Genomic DNA, 20,090 nt, shown 5'->3' on the forward strand with positions numbered 1-20,090 from the left:
TAAAAGAGCCCAAAGAAAATAAAACGATACTTTAATTCTAATACAGAGTTAAAGAAAAATCAAATATGGAGGTTCAAGAATGAAAATAACTGTAATTTTAGAGAGACAAGCAAGCATGAATGTTGATTTAAAAGAAAGTTCAGCAATTGAAGCTTTTGATGAAATAACAGATATATTTTTAAAACACATTGATGAAGCTGCTAATAATGAGAGCACGCATAAGAATGGTAGGCACGATTAATCTTAAATATTTTTACAGGTGGAAGAAAAAGTAAAAAGCACATTTAAAGTAATATAGATGTGCTTTTTATTAAAGCTTTATTTGAGGCTTTAAGTGCCTCGTAATAGGTATTATCTTAACGACTATGATGATTAAAATACTTGTATTTTAATTAGCATAGAGAATTTTAACATATACAGTTTAATTAAAATAATATTTGCAATAGTAGGTGAGAGGTATGCCATATAGAGAGAAAAAAATTTATAGTGGAAAAATATTAGAAGTAGAAGTATATCCAATATCTTGCAAAGAGAGAAAACAGTCAAGGAAGAAAAAGGAAAAGAGAACATCTTTAAAACAGAAAAATTTAAATGATAAAAATGCAAGAAAACATTTTGCAAGATTGGTTAATAATAATTTTACAGATAATGACATAGTGGCACATTTAACATACACCGATAAGGAACTTCCAGAAAATGAAGAGGAAGCTAAAAGAGATATTACAAATTACATAAGAAGAATAAAACACTATAGAAATAAACATGGTTTACCTGAAATGAAATATATGGCAGTAATTGAAGTCGGAGAAAAGGGGAAGAGACTTCATCATCACATAATAATGTCAGGAGATATTGATAGAGATACAGTAGAAAAATTATGGGGAAAAGGTAGAGCTAATGCAGATAGATTGAAAGCGGATGAAAATGGATATGAGGCATTAGCAAAATACATGACCAAAAGCCAAAAAGTAACAAAAGATACAAAGGGAACAAAAGGAAATAAAAGATGGATTCAAAGTAGGAACTTAAAACAGCCTGTTATAAAAGTTAATGATTTTAAATATACAAAGAAAAAAGTACATGAAATTTCAACTTCTCCAGAGGATAAAGAGATTTTTCGAAAGGAATATCCAGAGTATTTTTTAAATGAATGCAAAGTAACTGAAAATCAAATTATGGGCGGTACTTATTTATATATTAAAATGAGGAAATTAAAAGATTGAAAGTGAGTGGTGGAAAGGTGAATGATATAAAAATAGAAACTGAATTTAAGCAGTTATTACCTCCGCTAACCCCAGAGCAAAAAGAGGAACTAGAAAAGGATATTATAAAAAACGGTTGTTTGAACCCTCTGATAGTTTGGGGTGACATTCTAGTGGATGGACACCATAGATATGAAATTTGCACAAAGAATGATATACCATATGACATTTTAGAAATGAAATTTAAGGACAAGCTAGAGGCTATGAAATGGGCGTGGGCAAATCAGAAGAATAGAAGAAATCTTAATAAGTATGAGCTTGCACAAATAGCATTAAAGTTTAAACCAGCAATAGAGGAAAAAGCAAAAGAAAATCTTTCTCTGTCTGGAGGGGACAAGAAAAGCAAAAATGCAAAATCAGATTGTCAGAAATCAGACAAGGCGATTACTCCAATTGATACTAAAAAGGAACTGGCGAAATTAGCAGGAGTAAGCCATGATACTATACACAAAGTTGAATATATAGAAGAAAAAGCTCCAGAAGATATAAAGGTTAAGGCAAAAACAGGTCAATTAACAATAAATAGTGCTTATAACCTTACCAAAGATACAATAGAAACTAAAAAGAAAAATGAAGAGGCAGAAAAAGAATATCAACAGCAACTTGAAACGGAGAAATTAGAGCAGGAAGAGAAAAAACAGCAAGAAGAAATTAAAAAGTCGCTTCCTAAAAATGTAGTTTTATTGAGCAAACATGAACATCAAGAAAAACATATTTTTGGTATAACCGATTTTAATAAAATGACTGGTGAACAATTTGACAAGTGCTTAGATCACACTAGGAAATATCAAAATGTAATTTCTAAGGTGGCAGAATTAAGTATTGATAAAGATTCATTAGCTGCGTGGAATTGTACTTTAGAGAAGCAAGAAGAGGTGTTTTTAGAATTAAGTACTTTAGAAGTTGCTATAAATAATTTAACTGTTATACAGAATTTCTTCAAAGGGGTGAAAAAGCATGAGTAGAAATGCAAATATTGAAAAAGAAACTAGAAAAATAATTATAGAGCAAATAGATGAACTTGGAGAGGTAACAATAGAGAAAGTTATGGAGTTAATTCAGCCTTATTACCGTTTTGATATACGCAAATTAAGAAGCCAAGCCTTAAGAAGAGCAGCAAATAACCTCATGAGGACATATAAGAATAAAAAAGGTATAAGAAATTGCTATAGTTACAAGGACAAAGAAGGTAAGTCAAGCTATGTAAATATAGATTCATGTGATGATGCAGAGGCACTTAGAAAAATTGAAATTCAAATGCAGAGCAAAGCTAAAAGTTTAAATACATCCATGAAAAAAATAAAGCTAAGAAGAAAAGAACTGGAAGAGATACAGAAAAGTGAGGCGATTTAGTTGGTTCATGAATTAAAAACACTTCCAGAGTTCTTCCAAGCAGTTAAGGAAAAAAGAAAATCATTTGAAGTGAGAAGAAATGACCGTAATTTCAAGGTCGGAGATTCTCTTTATTTAAGGGAATGGACAGGAGGGGAATATACAGGAAGAAAGCTTATAAGAATTATAACTTATATTTTAGACAATCCTCTCTATGTAAAAGAAGGTTATGTAATATTAGGGATTAAACAGTAATATTACATAACCTGAAAGGAAGCGTTAACCATAGACAATAAAACAGAATTAGAAAAAGCGTGGGACAGCCTTATTTTAGAGTTAGTAAAGACACTCAAACTTGATAAATTCATAAAATGGTTGGATTCAAAAATAAAATCATACAAAAATAACATGAGATAGGCATTGAATTTAAATAAAAGGCAAAGAAAGGTGTTTAAATTGAAAAAGTTTTTATGCTTCAAATGGAAAGAGCCATTTGAAAAAATTGTAGATGATATTCTTAAAGCAAAAGAGCTAAAAGCAAAAATAGAATTTTCGAGTGATTATTTGCGTTCGCATTTAAATAATAAGCAGAGTGAAAAATTTATAAAATGGATAGATAAAAATAAAGAATGGCTTGAACCTAAAATGAGTAAGGAAAACGAATTTGAAAGACTACAAAAGAAAATGCCTATAGGATGTGTTTTAGAACTCAATATAGACATTAAGCTTAAAGAATTTTTTGTGTTTGATTTTAGATAATAAGGAGAGGCTAACAATGCTGGAAAATGCGACAGTAACAATTAATTATAAAGAATTTGAGAAAATAAAAGAGAAAGCAGATAGATGTGACAAGTTAGAAAAAGAGAAGAAAGAGGATAAAGAGGGAAAGTTAATTGACAAGGTACTTTCAATACTTGAAAAAGGAATTGCTTCTGAAAGCGAACATAAGCAATGGTATTTGGTACAAGCATTAAAAACATTTTACGATGAATGGAATCTTAATATTTATAAAGAATTTAAAAATCTTGATAAAGGCATAGCTCCAAACAAAGGAGAGGTTAACAATGATTAAATCGATTGGTGGTAAAGCGTATAACGTAGATACTCCAGAAGAAAAGACCATATACACTATAGCAGTTATAAAATATAACAAGATACAGAAAGAGCGCAAGAGGCAAAGGGATGCGGATTATGTAACTAATAGGCTAAAAGAAAGATTCATGAAAAGAGGACAAATATAAATGAGTGAAAGACATTATTGCGAAATATGTGGACAACCAGGAGAGGAGCACCACATAGTTTTCAGAAGGAAAAGCTTGGGCATGGTAAATGCTCCAATAAATCACAAATATTTATGCATGGAGCATCACAGAGGGAACAATAGTCCACATAAAAATAGAAAAATAGATATTCAATATAAATCAGAAATGCAGAAACAGCTATTTGAATTATTTTCAGAAGAATATTACCACAAAATGCTTATAGCAAGGCTTCTCCAAATAAGCATTAAGGATGTAGATATATTAACCAAAACATTAAAGTGGCATCCACAAGGCTATGCAAGGTTAGATATTGTTATAGCATGTATGGGCGGAAAACTATATGTAGAATAAAAGGGTGATTGAATGAAAGACCATATAAGAGACTACGCAACGGAAGCCTTTCGCTTCTATGCATCAGTAAGAATGACAGCAGACCAATATAAAAAAATGATATATGATGAAACATTAGAAAACTATAAGAAGAAAGAAATGAATTGCAGTTTTAATATAAGTAAACCAGTTGAAGCAGCAATAATGGCAGCAGAAAAAGAAGTTGATAAAAGAATTGCAGAAATAAGAGATTTAGAAGCAGTCGAAATGACTTTAGCAGAGTTAGGAGCTATGCACAGATGGGATATAGTACAAGCTATAAAGATTGTATATTTTAAAGAACCAGAAGAAGAAATAGAAAAGGGAGAAATCCAAAACAGAGTTCATACAGCAGAATTAGAGGTGCCAGCGAGTGAACGCTCTATATATTATTACTTAAGAAAAGCAAGAAAATTATTTGCTGAAAAAAGGGGACTAAGAATATAATTTAAAACAATTTAAAAAAGTTTGCAGTAATGAGGGTATAATTTGTGATAAAATGTGTATAGTTAGAAAAAGAGACAAGAGTTAAAAGAACGTTCAGAAATGGGCGCTCTTTTTTATTGCTTAAAATCGAGGCGGTGAATATTCATGAATAAGCATGTGAAGGAAATTGAAAGGCAAATATGTGAAGCACTTGGAGTAAAACCAGAGCTAATAAATAATTATGATTCAAACAATGCTATAACTTCACAAATGCAATACAATCAGTTTATGAAAAGCAATTGTTTGGTAGGAATTGATTTAGCTAATGGAAAAGATATAACCATTTATAATCATAGAAGTGATAGGCAGTGAAGAGACTATGCAGACACACAGGCTGTAATGTTCTTATAGATTACGATAAATTCTATTGCTCCAAGCATGAAGCAATGCATGTCAAGCAAAAACATGAGGGTTATAGAATTTATGATAAGCATAGGTTAAATATAGATAAGGACATAGTAGAATTCTATAAGACACAGGGCTGGTTAAGGATAAGGAACGATGTTATAAGACAATTACTTCATATGGATTTGTACGAGTATTATAGAACTGGAAGAATAATTGAAGGCTTTACAGTTCATCACATTATACCTTTACGTGATGCGTGGGGAATGAGACTGAACAGGCATAACCTTATATACCTTAGTGATAGTAACCACAAGCATGTGCACAGGCAGTATGATACAAGTAAAAAAATAAAGAAAGAAACTGAATTGCTATTAATTTCTTGCTTAAAAAAATTTCATGATGAATTTTTACATATTTAAAATTTGGGGTGGCGGGGGTTGGAAAAGTTTTACACCCTGGGAGGGCGACCGCATCCCCAGTTTTCTTCACGTAAAATTCCCAAAACAAATTTTTTTTATGAATAGTTATGCATATATTGAAGAAATTTTTTATCAAAAAAGAAGGGAGGATATTACATGGGACGACCAAGGAAAATATTGGATTTGCAAACTAAACACTTGACAAATCAAGAAAAATTAAAAAAAGGAATGGAAGAAAAAGCAATAAAAGCTCCAGATAATGAACTTGAAAAGCCACCAACATGGTTACGTGATAGTATAGCAAAAAAAGAATGGAAAAGGTTAATAAAAAACTTTAAAATTATAGGCACTATAAACAATTTAGATTTAAATAACCTTGGTTGCTACTGTAATGCTTATTCTAATTATAGAGAAGCTACAAAGGAAATGAAAAAGCATCCTTTGATAGAATATACCAATACAAATGATTCAGTCTGTATTGTTGAAAATCCATTTATAAAAGTACAACTTAAATATTCAGAAGAGATAAAGAAATACAGCGCACTTCTTGGCTTAACAATAGATGCACGTTTAAAAATGGGTCAAATAAAAGTAAATGAAGAACAAAAAGAAATAAGTGATAAGTTTGGAAATATCTAATTTACCAATATTAGCTGATTTAATAGAATATGCAAATAATTGCCTTGAAGATAAATATATAAATGAATTTGAATATTATATTAGTTGCAAAAAGCATAAATGGGCATGTAAAAGATTCTTGAGTGACTTAGAAAGAATAGGAACTAATGATTTTCCTTATGTTTGGGATGAAGAAGAGGCACAAAAAATAGTTGATTGGTTCGGCTATTTACATCATAGCAAGGGTGTTTTAGCTGGTAAACCAATTGAATTAAATATATGGGAAAAGTTTTTCGTATGCCAAATATATGGATGGCGGAATAAAGATACAGGATTAAGACGTTTTACTAAAAGTTTCGTAGAGGTTGCCAGGAAAAACGCAAAATCACAGCTTGAAAGCGGCATTGCTCTTTATGAGTTAGCATGTGGTAGTACTAAAAATGGTGAAGTTTATGAAATTAATTGCGCTGGGGTTAAAAGAAAACAAAGTAAAATTGTTTTTGATGAAGCAAAATTAATGCTTAAAGGTTCACAATTAGCATTAAAATTCAGAGTTACTAGGGATTCCATAATACATATCAAGACAGGTAGCACTATGACTCCATTAAGTAAAGAAGACGGTCAAAGCAATGATGGTGGAAATATAGCTCTTATGATAATTGACGAATATCACCAACATAAGACTGATGAATTTTATACTATGGCAGTTTATGGACAAAACACTAAAGAGCCTTTATTAATGATAATAACAACAGCAGGAAAAGACCTAAACGCTCCATGTTACACACAAGAGTATAAATATTGTAGCCAAATTTTAAATCCGGATATGGATTCAGTTGTGAATGACACTTATTATACTGATATTTTAGAGCTAGACGAAGGAGACAAAGAAGAGGATATAAAGAACTGGTATAAAGCAAACCCTATAAGAATGACTTATAAAGATGGTCAAAACAAAATCAAAGAAGCTTTTAGAGTTGCTAAAGAAATACCAGAAAAAATGAATGATTTTTTAACTAAATGTCTTAATGTTTGGGTACAAGCTAAAAAAAATGGTTATATGGACATGAAAAAATGGAAGCTTTGCGAAATAAATAAGAAAGGCGAAGCTACATTAACAAGCATAAAAGAATGGTCAAGCATTATTCCATATGATTTAAAAGGAAAAGATGTGTTTGTTGGCGTAGATATGTCAGCAAAGATAGATTTAACAAGTGTTGCTTTTATAATACCAATTTTAGACGGAGAGGTTAAAAAATATATATTGTTTTCTCATTCTTTCATACCAAATAGAGAAAAGTTAGTTGAAAGGACTAAAAAAGATAAGGTTCCATATGATGCATGGGAGCGCTTGGGGTTCCTAACTGTTACAAATACAGATATAGTTGACCAAAAGTATGTTGAACAATATATTTTTAATGTTTGTAAGGAAAATGATTGGAATATACATACTGTTTGTGTTGATCCTGCAAATGCAAGCTTATTTATAATTGAAATGCAGGAAGAACTTGGAGAAAGTAAAGTTGTAGAAGTATTTCAATCATGTAAATCATTGAATGAAAGTACCAGTGGATTTAGAGAGCAAGTTTATAGCAAAAATGTATTATATACAAGCAATCCATTGCTTAATTTTGCTATGGGAAATGCTGTAATAGTTAAAAATAACGGGCTTATTAAGATAGATAAAGACCATACAATACAGAGAATTGACCCTGTAGATGCAACATTATGTGCTTATAAACTGGCTATGTACTATGATTTTACAAGTGCTTATGACCCTTTAAAGGCATTAGAGGCTATGGATTGGTAGGTGAAAATATGAAAATTAAACTAGAAGCAAGAAAAATACTGTTAAATATGAAAAACAAAATTGAAAATTTAAAAAGTATGTCTAATAAGATAGCTGATATGTTGATTTTATTAGCTTTTTTTATTGTGGGGAAAAATACATTAGATATAAATATTCACGCTGGATTTTATGTAGTAGCGATTGAATTAATAATAGTATCGTATTTTGTAAGCAAAGAATAATAATTGTTGTTGCTTGAAAGGTGGTGAGAAAGTTAAATGTTTTGGGACAAAATAAAAAATAAAGAAAAAAGAAGCACCCAAACAACAATGCCATGGAATGATTTCGTTAATTTAGATTGGAATAGTTCTTATAGTAATGCACCTTTAACAGATATTGAACTAAAAGAAAGCACTTACTACAAATGCATAAATAGAATAAGCAGTGATGTAAGCAAAGTTCCTTTACAGCTCAAGCAAACTACAGATAAGGGCGAGATTGTTGTAAAAAACAATCCATTAGCAAAGTTAATAGATAGACCAAACCCATATATGAGCCAGATAGATTTTTTAAAATGTATGGAGGCGGTAAGACAACATAAAGGGGAAAGCGGAGCATTAATTCAACGTGATGCTTATGGTAATCCAATAGCTTTATATCCTATAGAAATAACACGTTTTATTATAGACAATGCTGGGATTGCTAAAAGTAAAATGGAAAATCCTGTACTGGTTTATTACCGCTGTGGAATTGATGGAATGGAGTACAATTGTCTGTATAGTGAAATTTTACATTTTAAGGGATTAAGCTTTGACGGCTTGCGTAGTACGAGTGTAAAGGCTAATTTAAGCGATACTATTACAACAAATCAAACAGCACAGGCATACCAGAAAGATTTATTCAGCAATGGATTAACCAATAAGGCAGTAGTTCAGCTTACGAGTGATATAAAAGAAGAAGGCGAGCTAAAGAAAATACAGGCTAAATTTGCAAGAATTTATTCGAATGATAAAAGAATATTTACTGTCCCAGCAGGATTTAATATTAGTCCACTAAACTTAAATCTCGCAGATTCACAATTTGCAGAATTAAAGAAAATGTCTCAAGTTGATATTTGTACAAGTTTTGGTCTACAGCCTTGGCAAATAGGTATTTGGGATGGTGTAAATAATAATAGTATGGAACAAAGTAATTTAAGTTATTTGAATGACGTTTTATTAATTCTATTCGAAGGAAATGAAGCAGAATTTAATTATAAACTTTTAAAGCCACAGGATTATCAAAACGGTTATTATTTTAGTTCTGACGAGCAAACATTATTAAGAATGGATAACAAAACACAAGCAGAAGTTATTACTAATTATGTTAAGAATGGAGTATATTCATTAGAATTTGCTAGAAGAAAATTAGGTGTACCATTAGATTTTGAAAATGAGACAGTAACACTTCCAAGTGGACAGGTTTTATTAAGCGACTTAAAAGCTGGAAAAGCTTCATGGCAAAATAACAATAATAAGAATGGGGGTGATAATAGTGAACAATAAAACAGAATATAGAAAGATGTATGTTAATAGCATAGAGACAAGAGAAGTAACGCAGGACAATGGTATGGTTATAAGCGGCTATATAACTAAATTCAATACAATAAGTCAATTCATGGGATTCTATGAAACTGTAGACCCTCACGCATTTGATAAAACGTTAGCTGATAAACATAATATTTGGGGGTTATACAACCATGATTTTGACAAGGTATTAGGTAGTACTAAAACTAGTTCTTTGCAACTAGAAATTGACAATATAGGGCTTAAATTCACACTAACATTAAATTCTAATATTAGCTATTCAAATGATGTGTACCAGCTTGTAAAATCTGGTGAAGTAGAAGGCTGCTCATTTAGCTTTATAACTAATAACGATAGCTGGTCGATACAAGATGATGGCAGCGACTTAAGAACATTATTAGATGTGACACTTATAGAAGTAACAATAACACCTATACCAGCATATACAGACAGCGAAGCTAATACAAGAAGCTTTAATGAGCATAAAGCAGAAGAAAAAAAGAAACATGATGATGAAATAAGAAAACGTAGATTGCTAATGGAACTAGAATTATAATAGTTCTTTTTTTATGCAAAAATAAATTCAAGAGAAAAAGGAAGGTATTTATATGAAAAGTATAGAGATAAGAATGAAAATAGGGGAAAAGATTACAGAAGCTAGAAAATTAATAGATGAAAATAAGCTTGATGAAGCTGAAAAAGTAATGGAAGAAAAAAGGAATCTTGATAAACAACTTAAAATAACAGAGGAAGTAGAGGCAGAAGAGAAAAGAGATTTAGAAGCGCAAGCAGAAAAAGAGAAAAAGGAAAAAGAGGATGCAGAGGACAGAAAAAAAGACACTAAAGTGGAAACAGATAATAAAACTATAACTAAAGAAGAAGCGAGAGATTTTGCAAGTTTTGTAAGAGGCGAAAAAAGAGCTTTAAGTGCTGGAGATAATGGTGGAATTATACCGACTTCTATAGCAAATCAAATAATTACAAAAGTGCATGAAATATCTCCAATTTATTCACTTGCAACAGTATATAATGTTTCTGGAAAACTAGTTTTACCAAAATATAATGAAGATGAATCTTCTATAACATGTAGTTATATGGATGAATTCACAGAATTAGTAGAAGGTACTGGAAAATTTGCAACTATAGATTTAGATGATTTTATAATTGGGGTACTTGCTAAGATATCTAAATCCCTTATCAATAGAAATGATTTTGATGTAACAAATTTTGTAATTAATGAAGTTGCTAAATCTATGTCAAGATTTATCGAAAAAGAATTAATCAATGGAACTGCTGGCAAAATGACTGGTGTATTAAGTGCTAAAAATGTACTTACTACAAGCGGAGCTTCAATAAGTGCTGACGATATAATTGATGTTGAAGCAGAAATTCCAGATGTTTATTTAACCAATGCGGTATTTATCATGAACAAAAAAACTAGGACATCTTTAAAGAAACTTAAAGATGGACAAGGCAATTATTTATTACAGAAAGACTTTACAACTGGTTCACGCTATAATCTTTTGGGGCATCCAGTTTATATAAGTGAAAATATGCCAATAGCAGCAGCAGGAAACAAAGCTATTGCATTTGGTGATATGTCTGGATTAGCTGTAAAAGTTTCTAATAGTATGGAAACAACTATATTAAATGAAAAATATGCAACGCAATATGCTGTAGGTGTATGTGCTTATGTTGAAATGGATTCCGATATACAAGATGAACAAAAGATAGTAGTATTACAAGTTAAAGCAGGAGCTTAATAAATAAGATAGGGGTTGCAACTTATCTTATTATGAAATGAGGTGCCTTAATGACATTAGAAGAACTAAAAAGCAAATTAACAATAGATTATAATGATGATGATACTGACTTACAATTTTATATGGATTCAGCACAATCATATATTGATGTATGTTGCGGAGAAGCTTACAAAGCTAAACCCAAACTAGTTAAATTAAGTGAACTTGCATTACAAAAATTAACATCGGATTTTTATAATAATAGAAGTCCGAATATTACAATACAAATTAAAAGAGATATGATAATTAACACTATATTTGATGCTCTAGGAAATGAAGAAAGTACAGAAGGTGTATAAATATGGCGATTGGAGAATATCATAATCGTGCTGAATTATGGGACAATGTACCATGCAAAAACAAATTGGAAGAAGATGATACGAAAGAAGAAAAAATAAAAGAACCTTTTTGGTGCAATATAATTCCTCAAAGTTTAATAGGGTCAATCAGTACAACAGAAGCAGGAACAACACCAGCAGAAACTACACATAAAATTAAATGTAGAAAGAAAAGTATAGTTCCAAAACGCAGCATGTTTATTATATATCAGGGAATAAGATATGATTTTAAATATTTTCAACCTAATTTTAAAACTAATGATGAATGGGAAATAATGTGTAAAGCAAAAATGGAGTGATTATATGAGTGATGGATTTGACATGAGCCAGTTTGATGATTATGTGGATAAGATACTTGATAATGCTAATGTATTTATGCCTAAAGAAAGTAAGAATTTCATAAGGAAAGAAGCAAGACAGCTAAATAGTACAAATAAAAAAGTATATCGCTCTATGGGAATAGGCTTGGAAGCTTCAAGTAGAAAGATAGTAAAGGATAGCAGCAAGATAATTAATAAATTTAGTGCTGGAAAGGCTTATAAATTTAACGGTGTATGGTCAGCTCGTGCTTATAATAGTGCACCACATGCACATCTTATAAATAATGGCTGGATACATAAGCCGCACAAAGGACAAAAAGGAGAAGAAAAATTTATTCCAGGATATCATTTCATGGAAGCCGCAGAAAGCCAGTTTGAAAGTAAATATGGTGAAGATTGTGAGAAATTCGCAGATGATCTAGCAAAGAAATTTTAAATTTGAATAAGGGGTGATAGAGTGGTCGCCTTAGAGGACATTAACAAGTCTATAGTAAAACAGGTTAAGCAAGGTTTGATTAATACAGCTTATAATGCTGTGGGATTTAGTTCTACAGATATTAAAGAAGAAATAATTAGACCTTGCTTTTATGTTGAATTTTTTAAAAACAAGACAGGTAAATTTAATGCAAGTAATAAGGAGAGGAAATTAACAACTAAACTTTATTATTTTGCTTTAAATCCAAACAAATATAAATTAGAACTAATGGAAATACAGGATTTACTTGAAGGAACATTTTTGGAAGGTTTAAAGATTAATGACAATTTTATTATCAACATTGACGATGGAATTGAATTTGACATAGACAAGCAAAATGGATTTCTTACTGCTACATTTGATTTATATACTATAGAAGAAATACCACAAGATGAAAGCATTCCATATATGGACAATTTACAAATTAATTAGAAAGGGTGATAGTATGGGACTTCCTGTTATAAACATAACCTTTAAAAGGTTAGCAAATGATGCAGAGCAAAAAAGTCAAAGAGGTATTGTAGCTTTAATAATAAAGGATGATACTGATAAGACATTTACAACTAAGGAATATAAAAATTTAGATGATTTAAGTACTGATGAAAAATTATATACGGCTAGTAATTTACAATATATAAAAGATTGCCTTAAAGGTTCGCCCGGAAAAGTAATAGCCATAAGAATAAATGCAACGGATGGCAATATTCAAGATGCATTTACTATAATTAAGAGCATGAAAATAAATTGGCTAGGGTGTGCAGAAGGTGTACAAGCAGACCAAGACGCTGTATGTACTTTTGTGAAAGACCAAGAAGCATTGAAAAAGACCTATAAAGCAGTTGTTTTTAAACCTACAACACCTCCAGATTGTAAGCAAATAGTTGTGCTTGAAAACGAAAAGGTAACCTTTAAAGACAATACTAGAGGTCAAGTTACAGGAGAAAAGTATATATCAAGACTACTCGGAATATTAGCGGGATTGAGTTTAAGTATGTCAAGTACCTATTATGTGCTTGATGATTTATCGAGTATAGTTGAACCAACCAATATTAATACTTCAATTGATGATGGAAATTTAGTCCTTATAAATGATGATGGTGTTATCAGAATAGGCAGAGGAGTAACTTCTCTTACTACAATAACTGATGATGATACAGAAGATATGAAGAAAATTGCAGTAGTAGAAGCTATAAATATCATGCAAGAGGATATTACCACGACATTTAAGAGTAATTATGTGGGTAAATATAAAAATAGCTCAGATAATCAAGTTATTTTTATTAGTGGTATAAATGATTATTATAAAACACTTGCACAAAATGATATTTTGGATGCAGACTATACCAACACGTGTGATATAGATATTGAGGCACAAAGACAAGCATGGATAAAGGCTGGGGATAGTGAGGCTGCTACGTGGAAAGATGCGGAGGTTAGAAAGAATACATTTAAAAGTAACGTATTTATAAAAGCAAATGTAAAAGTGCTTGATGCAATGGAAGATATGGACTTTACAACAATATTAGAGTAGTTATTTCTACTCTTTTTTATTTTCAAAGAAAGGAAGGTTGCGCTAATGGATGTAAATTCAAACAGAGTTTTAAGCGGTTCAGATGGAAAGGTATGGGTAAATGGAGAGCTTTGGGCTGAAATTCAAAAAATTGAGTTTAAAATAACGGGAAACTTTGATAGCGTTAATTTTGTCGGAGACCCAAAGGAACATTCTCGTTATACGGGATGTTCTTCAGAGGGGACAATAACACTTAATAAAACTTATAGTAGAGGAGTAAAAATGATAAGTGATGCCTTTAAAAGCGGTGTGTTCCCAGACATAACGATACTTACCAAAGTGACAGATAAACAAACCAACCAGTCTGAAAGGTGGGAATTAAAAGAAGTTTTATTCACAGAGTTAGGACACACAATAGAAGCTAAAAAAACAATAACACAAGAAATGCCATTTAAATTCGGGGATTGGGATATCCTCGAAACAATAAGTGCATAAAATTAGGAGGAATTTGAGATGAAAAAAAATATAAGCAAAGAAAAGACAAAGGTATTAACATTGGAGGATATAATTGCTAAAAAAACGGAAAAGGAAGATTCTAAAAAAGCATTTAAAAATATTTATATAAAATCTTTGGGAGGTGACCTTACATTTAGCAAGCCAACTAGAGAGGATATATTGGACTGCATGGATGCAATTGACGATGAAACAAAAGTAAGCAGTGTATATGAAGGGTATAAGAAAATAATTTATGATAATTGTGAGATGCTTAAAAGCAAAGAGCTTCAAAGTGCGTATGGTGTGAAATTTAATGAAATAGTAGAGGCATTATTGGAAGTTGGAGAGGTAATGTCAATTGGAAATGAACTAATTGAGTTCGGTGGAGGAAAGGTAGATGTAAAAAACTCATAGAGGAAGATAACTATTTAAGTGAAGTAGTTACCTTCCATGTGAATCATGGACAAAAATTAAAAGATATGCTCAATGCAAGTTATGTAGAGCGTATCTTTTATTCTTATGCAAAAGAAAAGTATGTGCAAGAAGAAGAAGAAAAATATAAGGCTATTTTTGAAGCTTTAGGCGGTAAAAAAGTAGGGGGTGTTCAAGTGTCAAGAGTAATAGCAACAATATTAAATCTTAGGGATAATTGGACACCAACCTTGAAGAAAGCAACAGAGAGTTCGAGGACATTCCAAAGTGAAGTAAAGAAAACTCAATCAAATATAAAAGAAATGTCAAAGGCAACAGAAGCAGTTGGAAAAATAAAAAGTACTATTGCTAGAGCTGCTGCAGGATTCGCTATAGGTGAAGCGGTAAAGCAAAGTATAGATTTAGCATCTTCTTTAGTTGAAGTTCAAAACGTGGTTGATACTACATTTGGAAAAGGTGCAAGTCAAATAAATACATGGAGTAATACAGCATTAAAGGCTTTTGGATTATCACAACTTCAAGCAAAACAATTTACTGGTACTCTTGGTGCAATGATGAAATCAAGTGGCATAACTGGTGATAGTCTTATAAACATGTCACAGAACTTAACTGGTTTGGCTGGCGATTTTGCCAGTTTTTATAATTTACCTATAGAAGATGCTTTTGAAAAGATAAGAAGTGGTATATCTGGAGAAACGATGCCACTTAAAAGTTTAGGTATAAATATGGATGTTGCTAATTTATCAGCATATGCACTTAGCCAAGGCATTCATAAATCTTGGACACAGATGTCACAAGCTGAACAAACACAAGTCCGGTACAATTACTTGATGAAAGTAAGTAAGGATATGCAAGGCGATTTTGCAAAGACTTCAAATACATTTGCGAATCAACTTAGAATTGCAAAAACTAACTTACAACAGACAGGAGCTACAATAGCAAGCTATTTATTGCCCTATCTTAATAAAGGGTTGCAAGCTTTTAACGGATTTTTAGACGTTCTTCCTAAAGTAGGAGACGTATTAGGAAAGGCGTTTAAAGCAGATACAGCAGAGCAGGGAATACAAATAATTGCAGGATATTTGCATAATTTCCTATGGGACAAAATTCCGCATGAGATAGATAATTCTATAACTAATATGGTAAGTACAGTTGGAAATGATGTTGTATCTTTAAAAAAGCCAGTACAAGATTTTATTAATTCTGTATTAGACTTATTTAAAACTATGACTGGAAGTAAAGATATAGCAACTCTTAAGACTAATATTTTGCCAGGAGTTCAAAAGGGCTTTGATGTTGTAACAGACGCAGTAAAAGGTGTTTTAAATATATCAACAGATACATTTAATTTTATAAATAAAAACTGGGGAACATTAGAACCGATATTTGCAGGAGTGGCAACATCAATTGGATTAATGACTTTAGCGCTTAAGATATATGATGCAGGTATTGTTATTTCAACAGGACTAACAGCTGCTTATAATTTAGTTGTAGAAGCTAATCCATGGACTTGGGTTGTAGCGGCGGCAGTAGCACTGATTGGTACTTTAGTTGCAGCAGGAGTTTATTTATACAACAATTGGGATACGGTTGAAGCAAGGTTTTCATCCATATGGGAAGGTATCAAAAACATTTTTTATGGTGCTGTAAACTATTGTATAGGATTAATAAATAAGCTTATTGATGCAGTAAACTTTCTTGATGGCATAGACTTGCCGGATGGTACTCGTTTGGGTTTTGGAAAATTAAATCACATAGGACAAGTAGGATTAAATAACGGTACATCAGGTAGCAAAAATTCAACTGCAACTGTAAAGGGTGGGGGCAGAGTTTCAAAATACGCTAAAGGAACTCAATACTTTACAGATAAATTTGCCATTACTGATGAAAAAGGTGGAGAAATAAAGCAACTTCCAAATGGGACTAAAATTTACCCGCATGACTTAAGCGAAAAAATGGTAAATGATAATAAACAACCAATAGAAATAAATGTAATTATACAAGGCAATGTAATAGGCAATGAAGAATATGCAGATGATCTAGGAAATAAAATAGCAAATAAGGTTAAGTTAGCTTTGTTAAATGTATAAGAGTGGATCTAACCACTCTTATATTTGGAGGTGGTTAGAATTAAATATGATATATATGTAGCTAATTATACAGATGATGGACAATTAGGGGATATCTTAAGAATACCAGTATTACCAGAAAAAATGCCAGAACTTACAAGGGCATCAAATAATGATACCTTTGAAACTTATAATGATGGATATTACCCTCTTTTGGGGAATGTTGAACTTGTTACTTTTACATTAGAAAGCTTTTTCCCAGCAGTAGGAAAGAATTATCCTTTTCAAAAAGAAAAAGAAGCTCCAGCCACATATATAAAGTTTTTTAGCAATGCACAGAGAAATAAAAAACCTATTCGCTATGTCTTTGGTGGTTCAGATGGTTACGCCATAGTAGATGATTATTTTACTGTAGAAAGTTTTAAATGGTATATAGATAAAATGCAAGATGTTCAATATTCTATAGATTTTAAGCAATATAGAGAGGTATCATAAATGTATGGATTATATGTGATATATGGTACTGAATGGGTAAATGTGATATCTAAATGTAATAATTTTGCGTGGTCTAGTGATGCTGACACTCTTGCAACAGAATTTACTTTTGACAGTCTTTTAAATATGGAAGAAGGAACTAAATTTGCATGGAAGAATGATACAAGGCTAATTATAGGCGGAACAATAATTAAAAAGACACAAAAGAAATTTGTTAATAGTTATACAGGTATAGATTATGGATGGTATACAAATAAAAATAAAACCACTATTCAATTCAATAATGTTTCTGCTTCAACTGCTATAAATCAGCTTATGCAACAATTTAATTTAAGAAAAAATGTTTGCCCTATAGCTACCAACATAAATAAAATATATAAAGCACAAGAAGTTTCTAGCATTATAGATGATATTTTAAAACAAGCTACAGATGAAACAGGAATTGAATATATAAAAGAAATGATTGAATACACTCTTACTATTTCTAAACTATCAGATATGAAGATTGCACCAAAGCTTTTATTTGGTAGTGATATAAGTGTTGATAGTTCTATAGAAGATATGAAAAATAAATGTATTATTCAATCGAATGATGAGAATGATAATGCAATCTATGCTATAAGTAAAAATGATGATTCTATTGCTAGATATGGTTTATTACAGGAAATACAAACTATAGATAGTAAAAATCAGAGTCAAGCTTATCAAATTGCTAGAAATTTCATATTAAAAAATAATAAGATATCTAAGACTTTAAATTTATCTACTAAGATAATTGATAATGTTGAGGGTGCAGATGATATAAAAGCAAATAGAATGATTAATATTGTATTATCTAGTTTTGGGATAAATGATTGGATACGTATTAAAAGCGCAGCGCATAAAGTAAATTCTAAAGGACATACAGTGGATTTAACATTAGATTTTTAGAGGTGTTTATATGGAAAGATGGGATGTATATTTAGCAAAAGTACTTAAAGCTAGAGATAATATAGATTATATAGGTGCAGTAGTAGGAAAAGTTTTAAATATAAATCCAATTAAAATAGGAATACTTGATGATAATATTCTTTTAGATGAAGGGCATATTCATATATGCGCTTCATTAAAAGAATTATATATAAATGATAAAGTTCTAGTTATTTCTAGTGAAGATAACCAGAACTTTTTTTATTATAGACAAACTTTTGTAAGGGAGGTTTTAACATGTTCCCTGAAATGAATGAAGATTTACAAAATCAGATTTTAAACATTAATGCAAATACAGAGACAATTAAAAAAGAACTAGGTCGTAGTTTTAAGTTTGATTTTGACACAGGGCAATTTATTTTAAGTGATGGTAAATTAATTAACACACCGAGGGAAGAAACTATAAGGCAATGGATTTCATTATGCGTTAGGACTTGCGTAGATAAATATGAGGTATATAAAAGCACTGGGTTTGGTGTTAATTTAGAAAAGATTATAGGACATAAACTTAATATATTTTATAGACAAGTTATAGTGACAGAAATCCAAAAAGGGTTGCTGAAAAATACAGAAATAAAGAGTGTAGACAATATAGAACTTATAGAAGAAAAGGACAAATTATTTATAAAGGCAAATATAAAGCTTACGGATAACTCCACTTTAGATGTAGAGGAGATGGTATAGGTGTATGAAGATAAAACAGTAGATAATATTCATTCTAATATGCTTGATAATATTGATGATACTTATGAGAAGTCAGTTGGTTATCCTACGTATGATTTTACACGTTCTTTTGCTATCGAGGAAAGTATTCTTTATAAAGCCTTAGATAATGTTATAGTAAAGATTTATGTAAGTAATTTAAGTGATGATGAACTCACTCAAAGGGTAAAAGAATGGCGAGGCATTGACAGAAAATTAGCCACATTCGCAAAGGGCGTTGTTACTGTAAAGGGTAATGGAAATATAAAAGCAGGAGATATATTTTCTACACCTAACAATATACAGTTTTCTGCTATGGAAGATGCAAATGTAACTGATACAGCGGATATAAATGTTGTTGCTGTAGTTGCTGGTGATAGTGGTAATGTAGGAGCTAATTCAATTACACAAATGCCAGTTACACTGATAGGTATTACAGCGTGCAATAATAATTCTGGAACATATGGCGGTTACAATGAAGAAAGTGACGACGACCTTAAAAAGAGGTTCTATGAGAGCCTACAAACGCCAGCAACAAGTGGTAATAAATATCATTACGCTATGTGGGCAAAAGAAGTTACGGGGGTTGGAGACGCAAAACCATTTCCGTTATGGGCAGGCAACGGAACTGTAAAAGTAGTAATAATTGATAGTAATAAAAGAGCAGCAAGTACAGACTTAGTAAATGCAGTAAAAGAGCATATTGAAGAAAATAGACCTATAGGGGCAACCGTAACTGTTACAAGCGCAGTTGAAAAAAATATAGATATAACAGCTAAAATTGTTTTATCTAATTCATATACTCTACAGCAAGTGCAAGACAGTTTTAATACTGCTGTAAATGAGTATTTAAAAAGCATAGCATTTAGCGATACTTACACTTATGTTTCTTATGCCAAGATAGGCGATTTACTTTTAAACACTCTTGGAGCATTAGATTATAACAATCTGACTTTGAATGCTGTTGCTGTCAATGTGACATTACAAAGTGAAGAAATACCAGTAGTAGGTACTGTAAGTTTGGGGGTGTAAT

At 31.2% G+C, this 20,090-nt stretch carries 31 protein-coding genes; all 31 read left to right on the plus strand.

The features are described 5' to 3' along the window. Window positions 1-79: 79 nt before the first annotated feature. Entirely contained in the window at window positions 80-241 is a 162-nt protein-coding gene (locus AGR56_RS20225) for a hypothetical protein (protein WP_157055723.1), read from the plus strand. 217 nt (window positions 242-458) lie between these two features. Beyond that, entirely contained in the window at window positions 459-1,223 is a 765-nt protein-coding gene (locus AGR56_RS09200; protein ID WP_053242007.1) for a hypothetical protein, read from the plus strand. 2 nt (window positions 1,224-1,225) lie between these two features. After that, window positions 1,226-2,227, plus strand: coding sequence for a ParB N-terminal domain-containing protein (locus AGR56_RS09205; protein WP_347460527.1), 1,002 nt, complete (start codon window positions 1,226-1,228; stop codon window positions 2,225-2,227). After that, on the plus strand, window positions 2,220-2,615 hold the full coding sequence (locus AGR56_RS09210) for a hypothetical protein (protein ID WP_053242009.1): 396 nt from the start codon (window positions 2,220-2,222) through the stop codon (window positions 2,613-2,615). The genes AGR56_RS09205 and AGR56_RS09210 overlap by 8 nt, the downstream gene beginning before the upstream one ends. Further along, window positions 2,616-2,849: an ASCH/PUA domain-containing protein gene (locus tag AGR56_RS09215; protein ID WP_053242010.1), complete on the plus strand. Its 234-nt coding sequence runs from the start codon at window positions 2,616-2,618 to the stop codon at window positions 2,847-2,849. Window positions 2,850-3,050: 201 nt separating this feature from the next. Next, window positions 3,051-3,353 carry a hypothetical protein gene (locus AGR56_RS09220; RefSeq protein ID WP_157055725.1) on the plus strand — a complete coding sequence of 101 codons (303 nt, stop codon included), beginning with the start codon at window positions 3,051-3,053 and terminating at the stop codon, window positions 3,351-3,353. Between the two features lie 16 nt (window positions 3,354-3,369). Next, window positions 3,370-3,666: a hypothetical protein gene (locus AGR56_RS09225; protein ID WP_053242012.1), complete on the plus strand. Its 297-nt coding sequence runs from the start codon at window positions 3,370-3,372 to the stop codon at window positions 3,664-3,666. Continuing rightward, the gene (locus tag AGR56_RS20230) at window positions 3,659-3,835 is read left to right on the plus strand and encodes a hypothetical protein (RefSeq protein WP_157055726.1); all 177 of its coding nucleotides are present in this window, start codon (window positions 3,659-3,661) and stop codon (window positions 3,833-3,835) included. Before AGR56_RS09225 ends, AGR56_RS20230 begins: the two co-directional genes overlap by 8 nt. Beyond that, a complete protein-coding gene (locus AGR56_RS09230; RefSeq protein WP_053242013.1) occupies window positions 3,836-4,207 on the plus strand; it encodes a hypothetical protein in 372 nt (123 codons plus the stop codon). A 12-nt stretch (window positions 4,208-4,219) separates the two neighbouring features. Then, window positions 4,220-4,672 carry a hypothetical protein gene (locus AGR56_RS09235; protein WP_053242014.1) on the plus strand — a complete coding sequence of 151 codons (453 nt, stop codon included), beginning with the start codon at window positions 4,220-4,222 and terminating at the stop codon, window positions 4,670-4,672. Between the two features lie 144 nt (window positions 4,673-4,816). Continuing rightward, window positions 4,817-5,023: a hypothetical protein gene (locus tag AGR56_RS09240; protein ID WP_053242015.1), complete on the plus strand. Its 207-nt coding sequence runs from the start codon at window positions 4,817-4,819 to the stop codon at window positions 5,021-5,023. Continuing rightward, window positions 5,020-5,478 carry a hypothetical protein gene (locus tag AGR56_RS09245; protein WP_053242016.1) on the plus strand — a complete coding sequence of 153 codons (459 nt, stop codon included), beginning with the start codon at window positions 5,020-5,022 and terminating at the stop codon, window positions 5,476-5,478. The genes AGR56_RS09240 and AGR56_RS09245 overlap by 4 nt, the downstream gene beginning before the upstream one ends. Window positions 5,479-5,634: 156 nt before the next feature. Further along, window positions 5,635-6,117, plus strand: coding sequence for a phage terminase small subunit P27 family (locus AGR56_RS09250; protein WP_053242017.1), 483 nt, complete (start codon window positions 5,635-5,637; stop codon window positions 6,115-6,117). Further along, window positions 6,104-7,906, plus strand: a complete 1,803-nt coding sequence (locus AGR56_RS09255; RefSeq protein WP_347460451.1) for a terminase TerL endonuclease subunit — start codon at window positions 6,104-6,106, stop codon at window positions 7,904-7,906. Before AGR56_RS09250 ends, AGR56_RS09255 begins: the two co-directional genes overlap by 14 nt. 8 nt (window positions 7,907-7,914) lie before the next feature. Then, window positions 7,915-8,127 carry a hypothetical protein gene (locus AGR56_RS09260; protein ID WP_198150002.1) on the plus strand — a complete coding sequence of 71 codons (213 nt, stop codon included), beginning with the start codon at window positions 7,915-7,917 and terminating at the stop codon, window positions 8,125-8,127. A 36-nt stretch (window positions 8,128-8,163) separates the two neighbouring features. Beyond that, entirely contained in the window at window positions 8,164-9,429 is a 1,266-nt protein-coding gene (locus AGR56_RS09265) for a phage portal protein (RefSeq protein WP_053242019.1), read from the plus strand. Beyond that, window positions 9,419-10,006: an HK97 family phage prohead protease gene (locus AGR56_RS09270; protein ID WP_157055727.1), complete on the plus strand. Its 588-nt coding sequence runs from the start codon at window positions 9,419-9,421 to the stop codon at window positions 10,004-10,006. Before AGR56_RS09265 ends, AGR56_RS09270 begins: the two co-directional genes overlap by 11 nt. A 52-nt stretch (window positions 10,007-10,058) precedes the next feature. Then, complete coding sequence (locus tag AGR56_RS09275) at window positions 10,059-11,213, plus strand: phage major capsid protein (RefSeq protein ID WP_053242021.1); 1,155 nt, start codon at window positions 10,059-10,061, stop codon at window positions 11,211-11,213. 50 nt (window positions 11,214-11,263) lie between these two features. After that, window positions 11,264-11,551, plus strand: a complete 288-nt coding sequence (locus AGR56_RS09280; RefSeq protein WP_053242022.1) for a head-tail connector protein — start codon at window positions 11,264-11,266, stop codon at window positions 11,549-11,551. A gap of 2 nt (window positions 11,552-11,553) precedes the next feature. Then, window positions 11,554-11,889, plus strand: coding sequence for a head-tail adaptor protein (locus AGR56_RS09285; protein WP_053242023.1), 336 nt, complete (start codon window positions 11,554-11,556; stop codon window positions 11,887-11,889). Between the two features lie 4 nt (window positions 11,890-11,893). Next, complete coding sequence (locus tag AGR56_RS09290) at window positions 11,894-12,346, plus strand: hypothetical protein (RefSeq protein WP_053242024.1); 453 nt, start codon at window positions 11,894-11,896, stop codon at window positions 12,344-12,346. A 21-nt stretch (window positions 12,347-12,367) separates the two neighbouring features. Continuing rightward, entirely contained in the window at window positions 12,368-12,817 is a 450-nt protein-coding gene (locus AGR56_RS09295) for a DUF6838 family protein (protein WP_053242025.1), read from the plus strand. 13 nt (window positions 12,818-12,830) lie between these two features. After that, window positions 12,831-13,916, plus strand: coding sequence for a phage tail sheath C-terminal domain-containing protein (locus AGR56_RS09300; RefSeq protein WP_198150004.1), 1,086 nt, complete (start codon window positions 12,831-12,833; stop codon window positions 13,914-13,916). 45 nt (window positions 13,917-13,961) lie between these two features. Beyond that, the gene (locus AGR56_RS09305) at window positions 13,962-14,390 is read left to right on the plus strand and encodes a phage tail tube protein (protein WP_053242027.1); all 429 of its coding nucleotides are present in this window, start codon (window positions 13,962-13,964) and stop codon (window positions 14,388-14,390) included. An 18-nt stretch (window positions 14,391-14,408) separates the two neighbouring features. Further along, on the plus strand, window positions 14,409-14,804 hold the full coding sequence (locus tag AGR56_RS09310) for a hypothetical protein (RefSeq protein WP_053242028.1): 396 nt from the start codon (window positions 14,409-14,411) through the stop codon (window positions 14,802-14,804). A 38-nt stretch (window positions 14,805-14,842) separates the two neighbouring features. Beyond that, window positions 14,843-16,912, plus strand: a complete 2,070-nt coding sequence (locus tag AGR56_RS20780; RefSeq protein ID WP_053242029.1) for a hypothetical protein — start codon at window positions 14,843-14,845, stop codon at window positions 16,910-16,912. A gap of 24 nt (window positions 16,913-16,936) precedes the next feature. After that, window positions 16,937-17,386, plus strand: coding sequence for a hypothetical protein (locus tag AGR56_RS09320; RefSeq protein ID WP_053242030.1), 450 nt, complete (start codon window positions 16,937-16,939; stop codon window positions 17,384-17,386). Beyond that, window positions 17,387-18,316, plus strand: coding sequence for a hypothetical protein (locus tag AGR56_RS09325; RefSeq protein WP_053242031.1), 930 nt, complete (start codon window positions 17,387-17,389; stop codon window positions 18,314-18,316). A 10-nt stretch (window positions 18,317-18,326) separates the two neighbouring features. Continuing rightward, window positions 18,327-18,608, plus strand: a complete 282-nt coding sequence (locus tag AGR56_RS09330; RefSeq protein ID WP_053242032.1) for a hypothetical protein — start codon at window positions 18,327-18,329, stop codon at window positions 18,606-18,608. Continuing rightward, complete coding sequence (locus AGR56_RS09335; protein ID WP_053242033.1) at window positions 18,593-19,039, plus strand: DUF2634 domain-containing protein; 447 nt, start codon at window positions 18,593-18,595, stop codon at window positions 19,037-19,039. The genes AGR56_RS09330 and AGR56_RS09335 overlap by 16 nt, the downstream gene beginning before the upstream one ends. Further along, on the plus strand, window positions 19,040-20,089 hold the full coding sequence (locus tag AGR56_RS09340) for a baseplate J/gp47 family protein (RefSeq protein ID WP_053242034.1): 1,050 nt from the start codon (window positions 19,040-19,042) through the stop codon (window positions 20,087-20,089). It abuts the gene before it with no gap. The last annotated feature ends 1 nt before the right edge of the window (window position 20,090 follow it).

This window comes from Clostridium sp. DMHC 10 (assembly GCF_001270375.1).
Taxonomy (GTDB): Bacteria; Bacillota; Clostridia; order Clostridiales; family Clostridiaceae; genus Clostridium_S; species Clostridium_S guangxiense.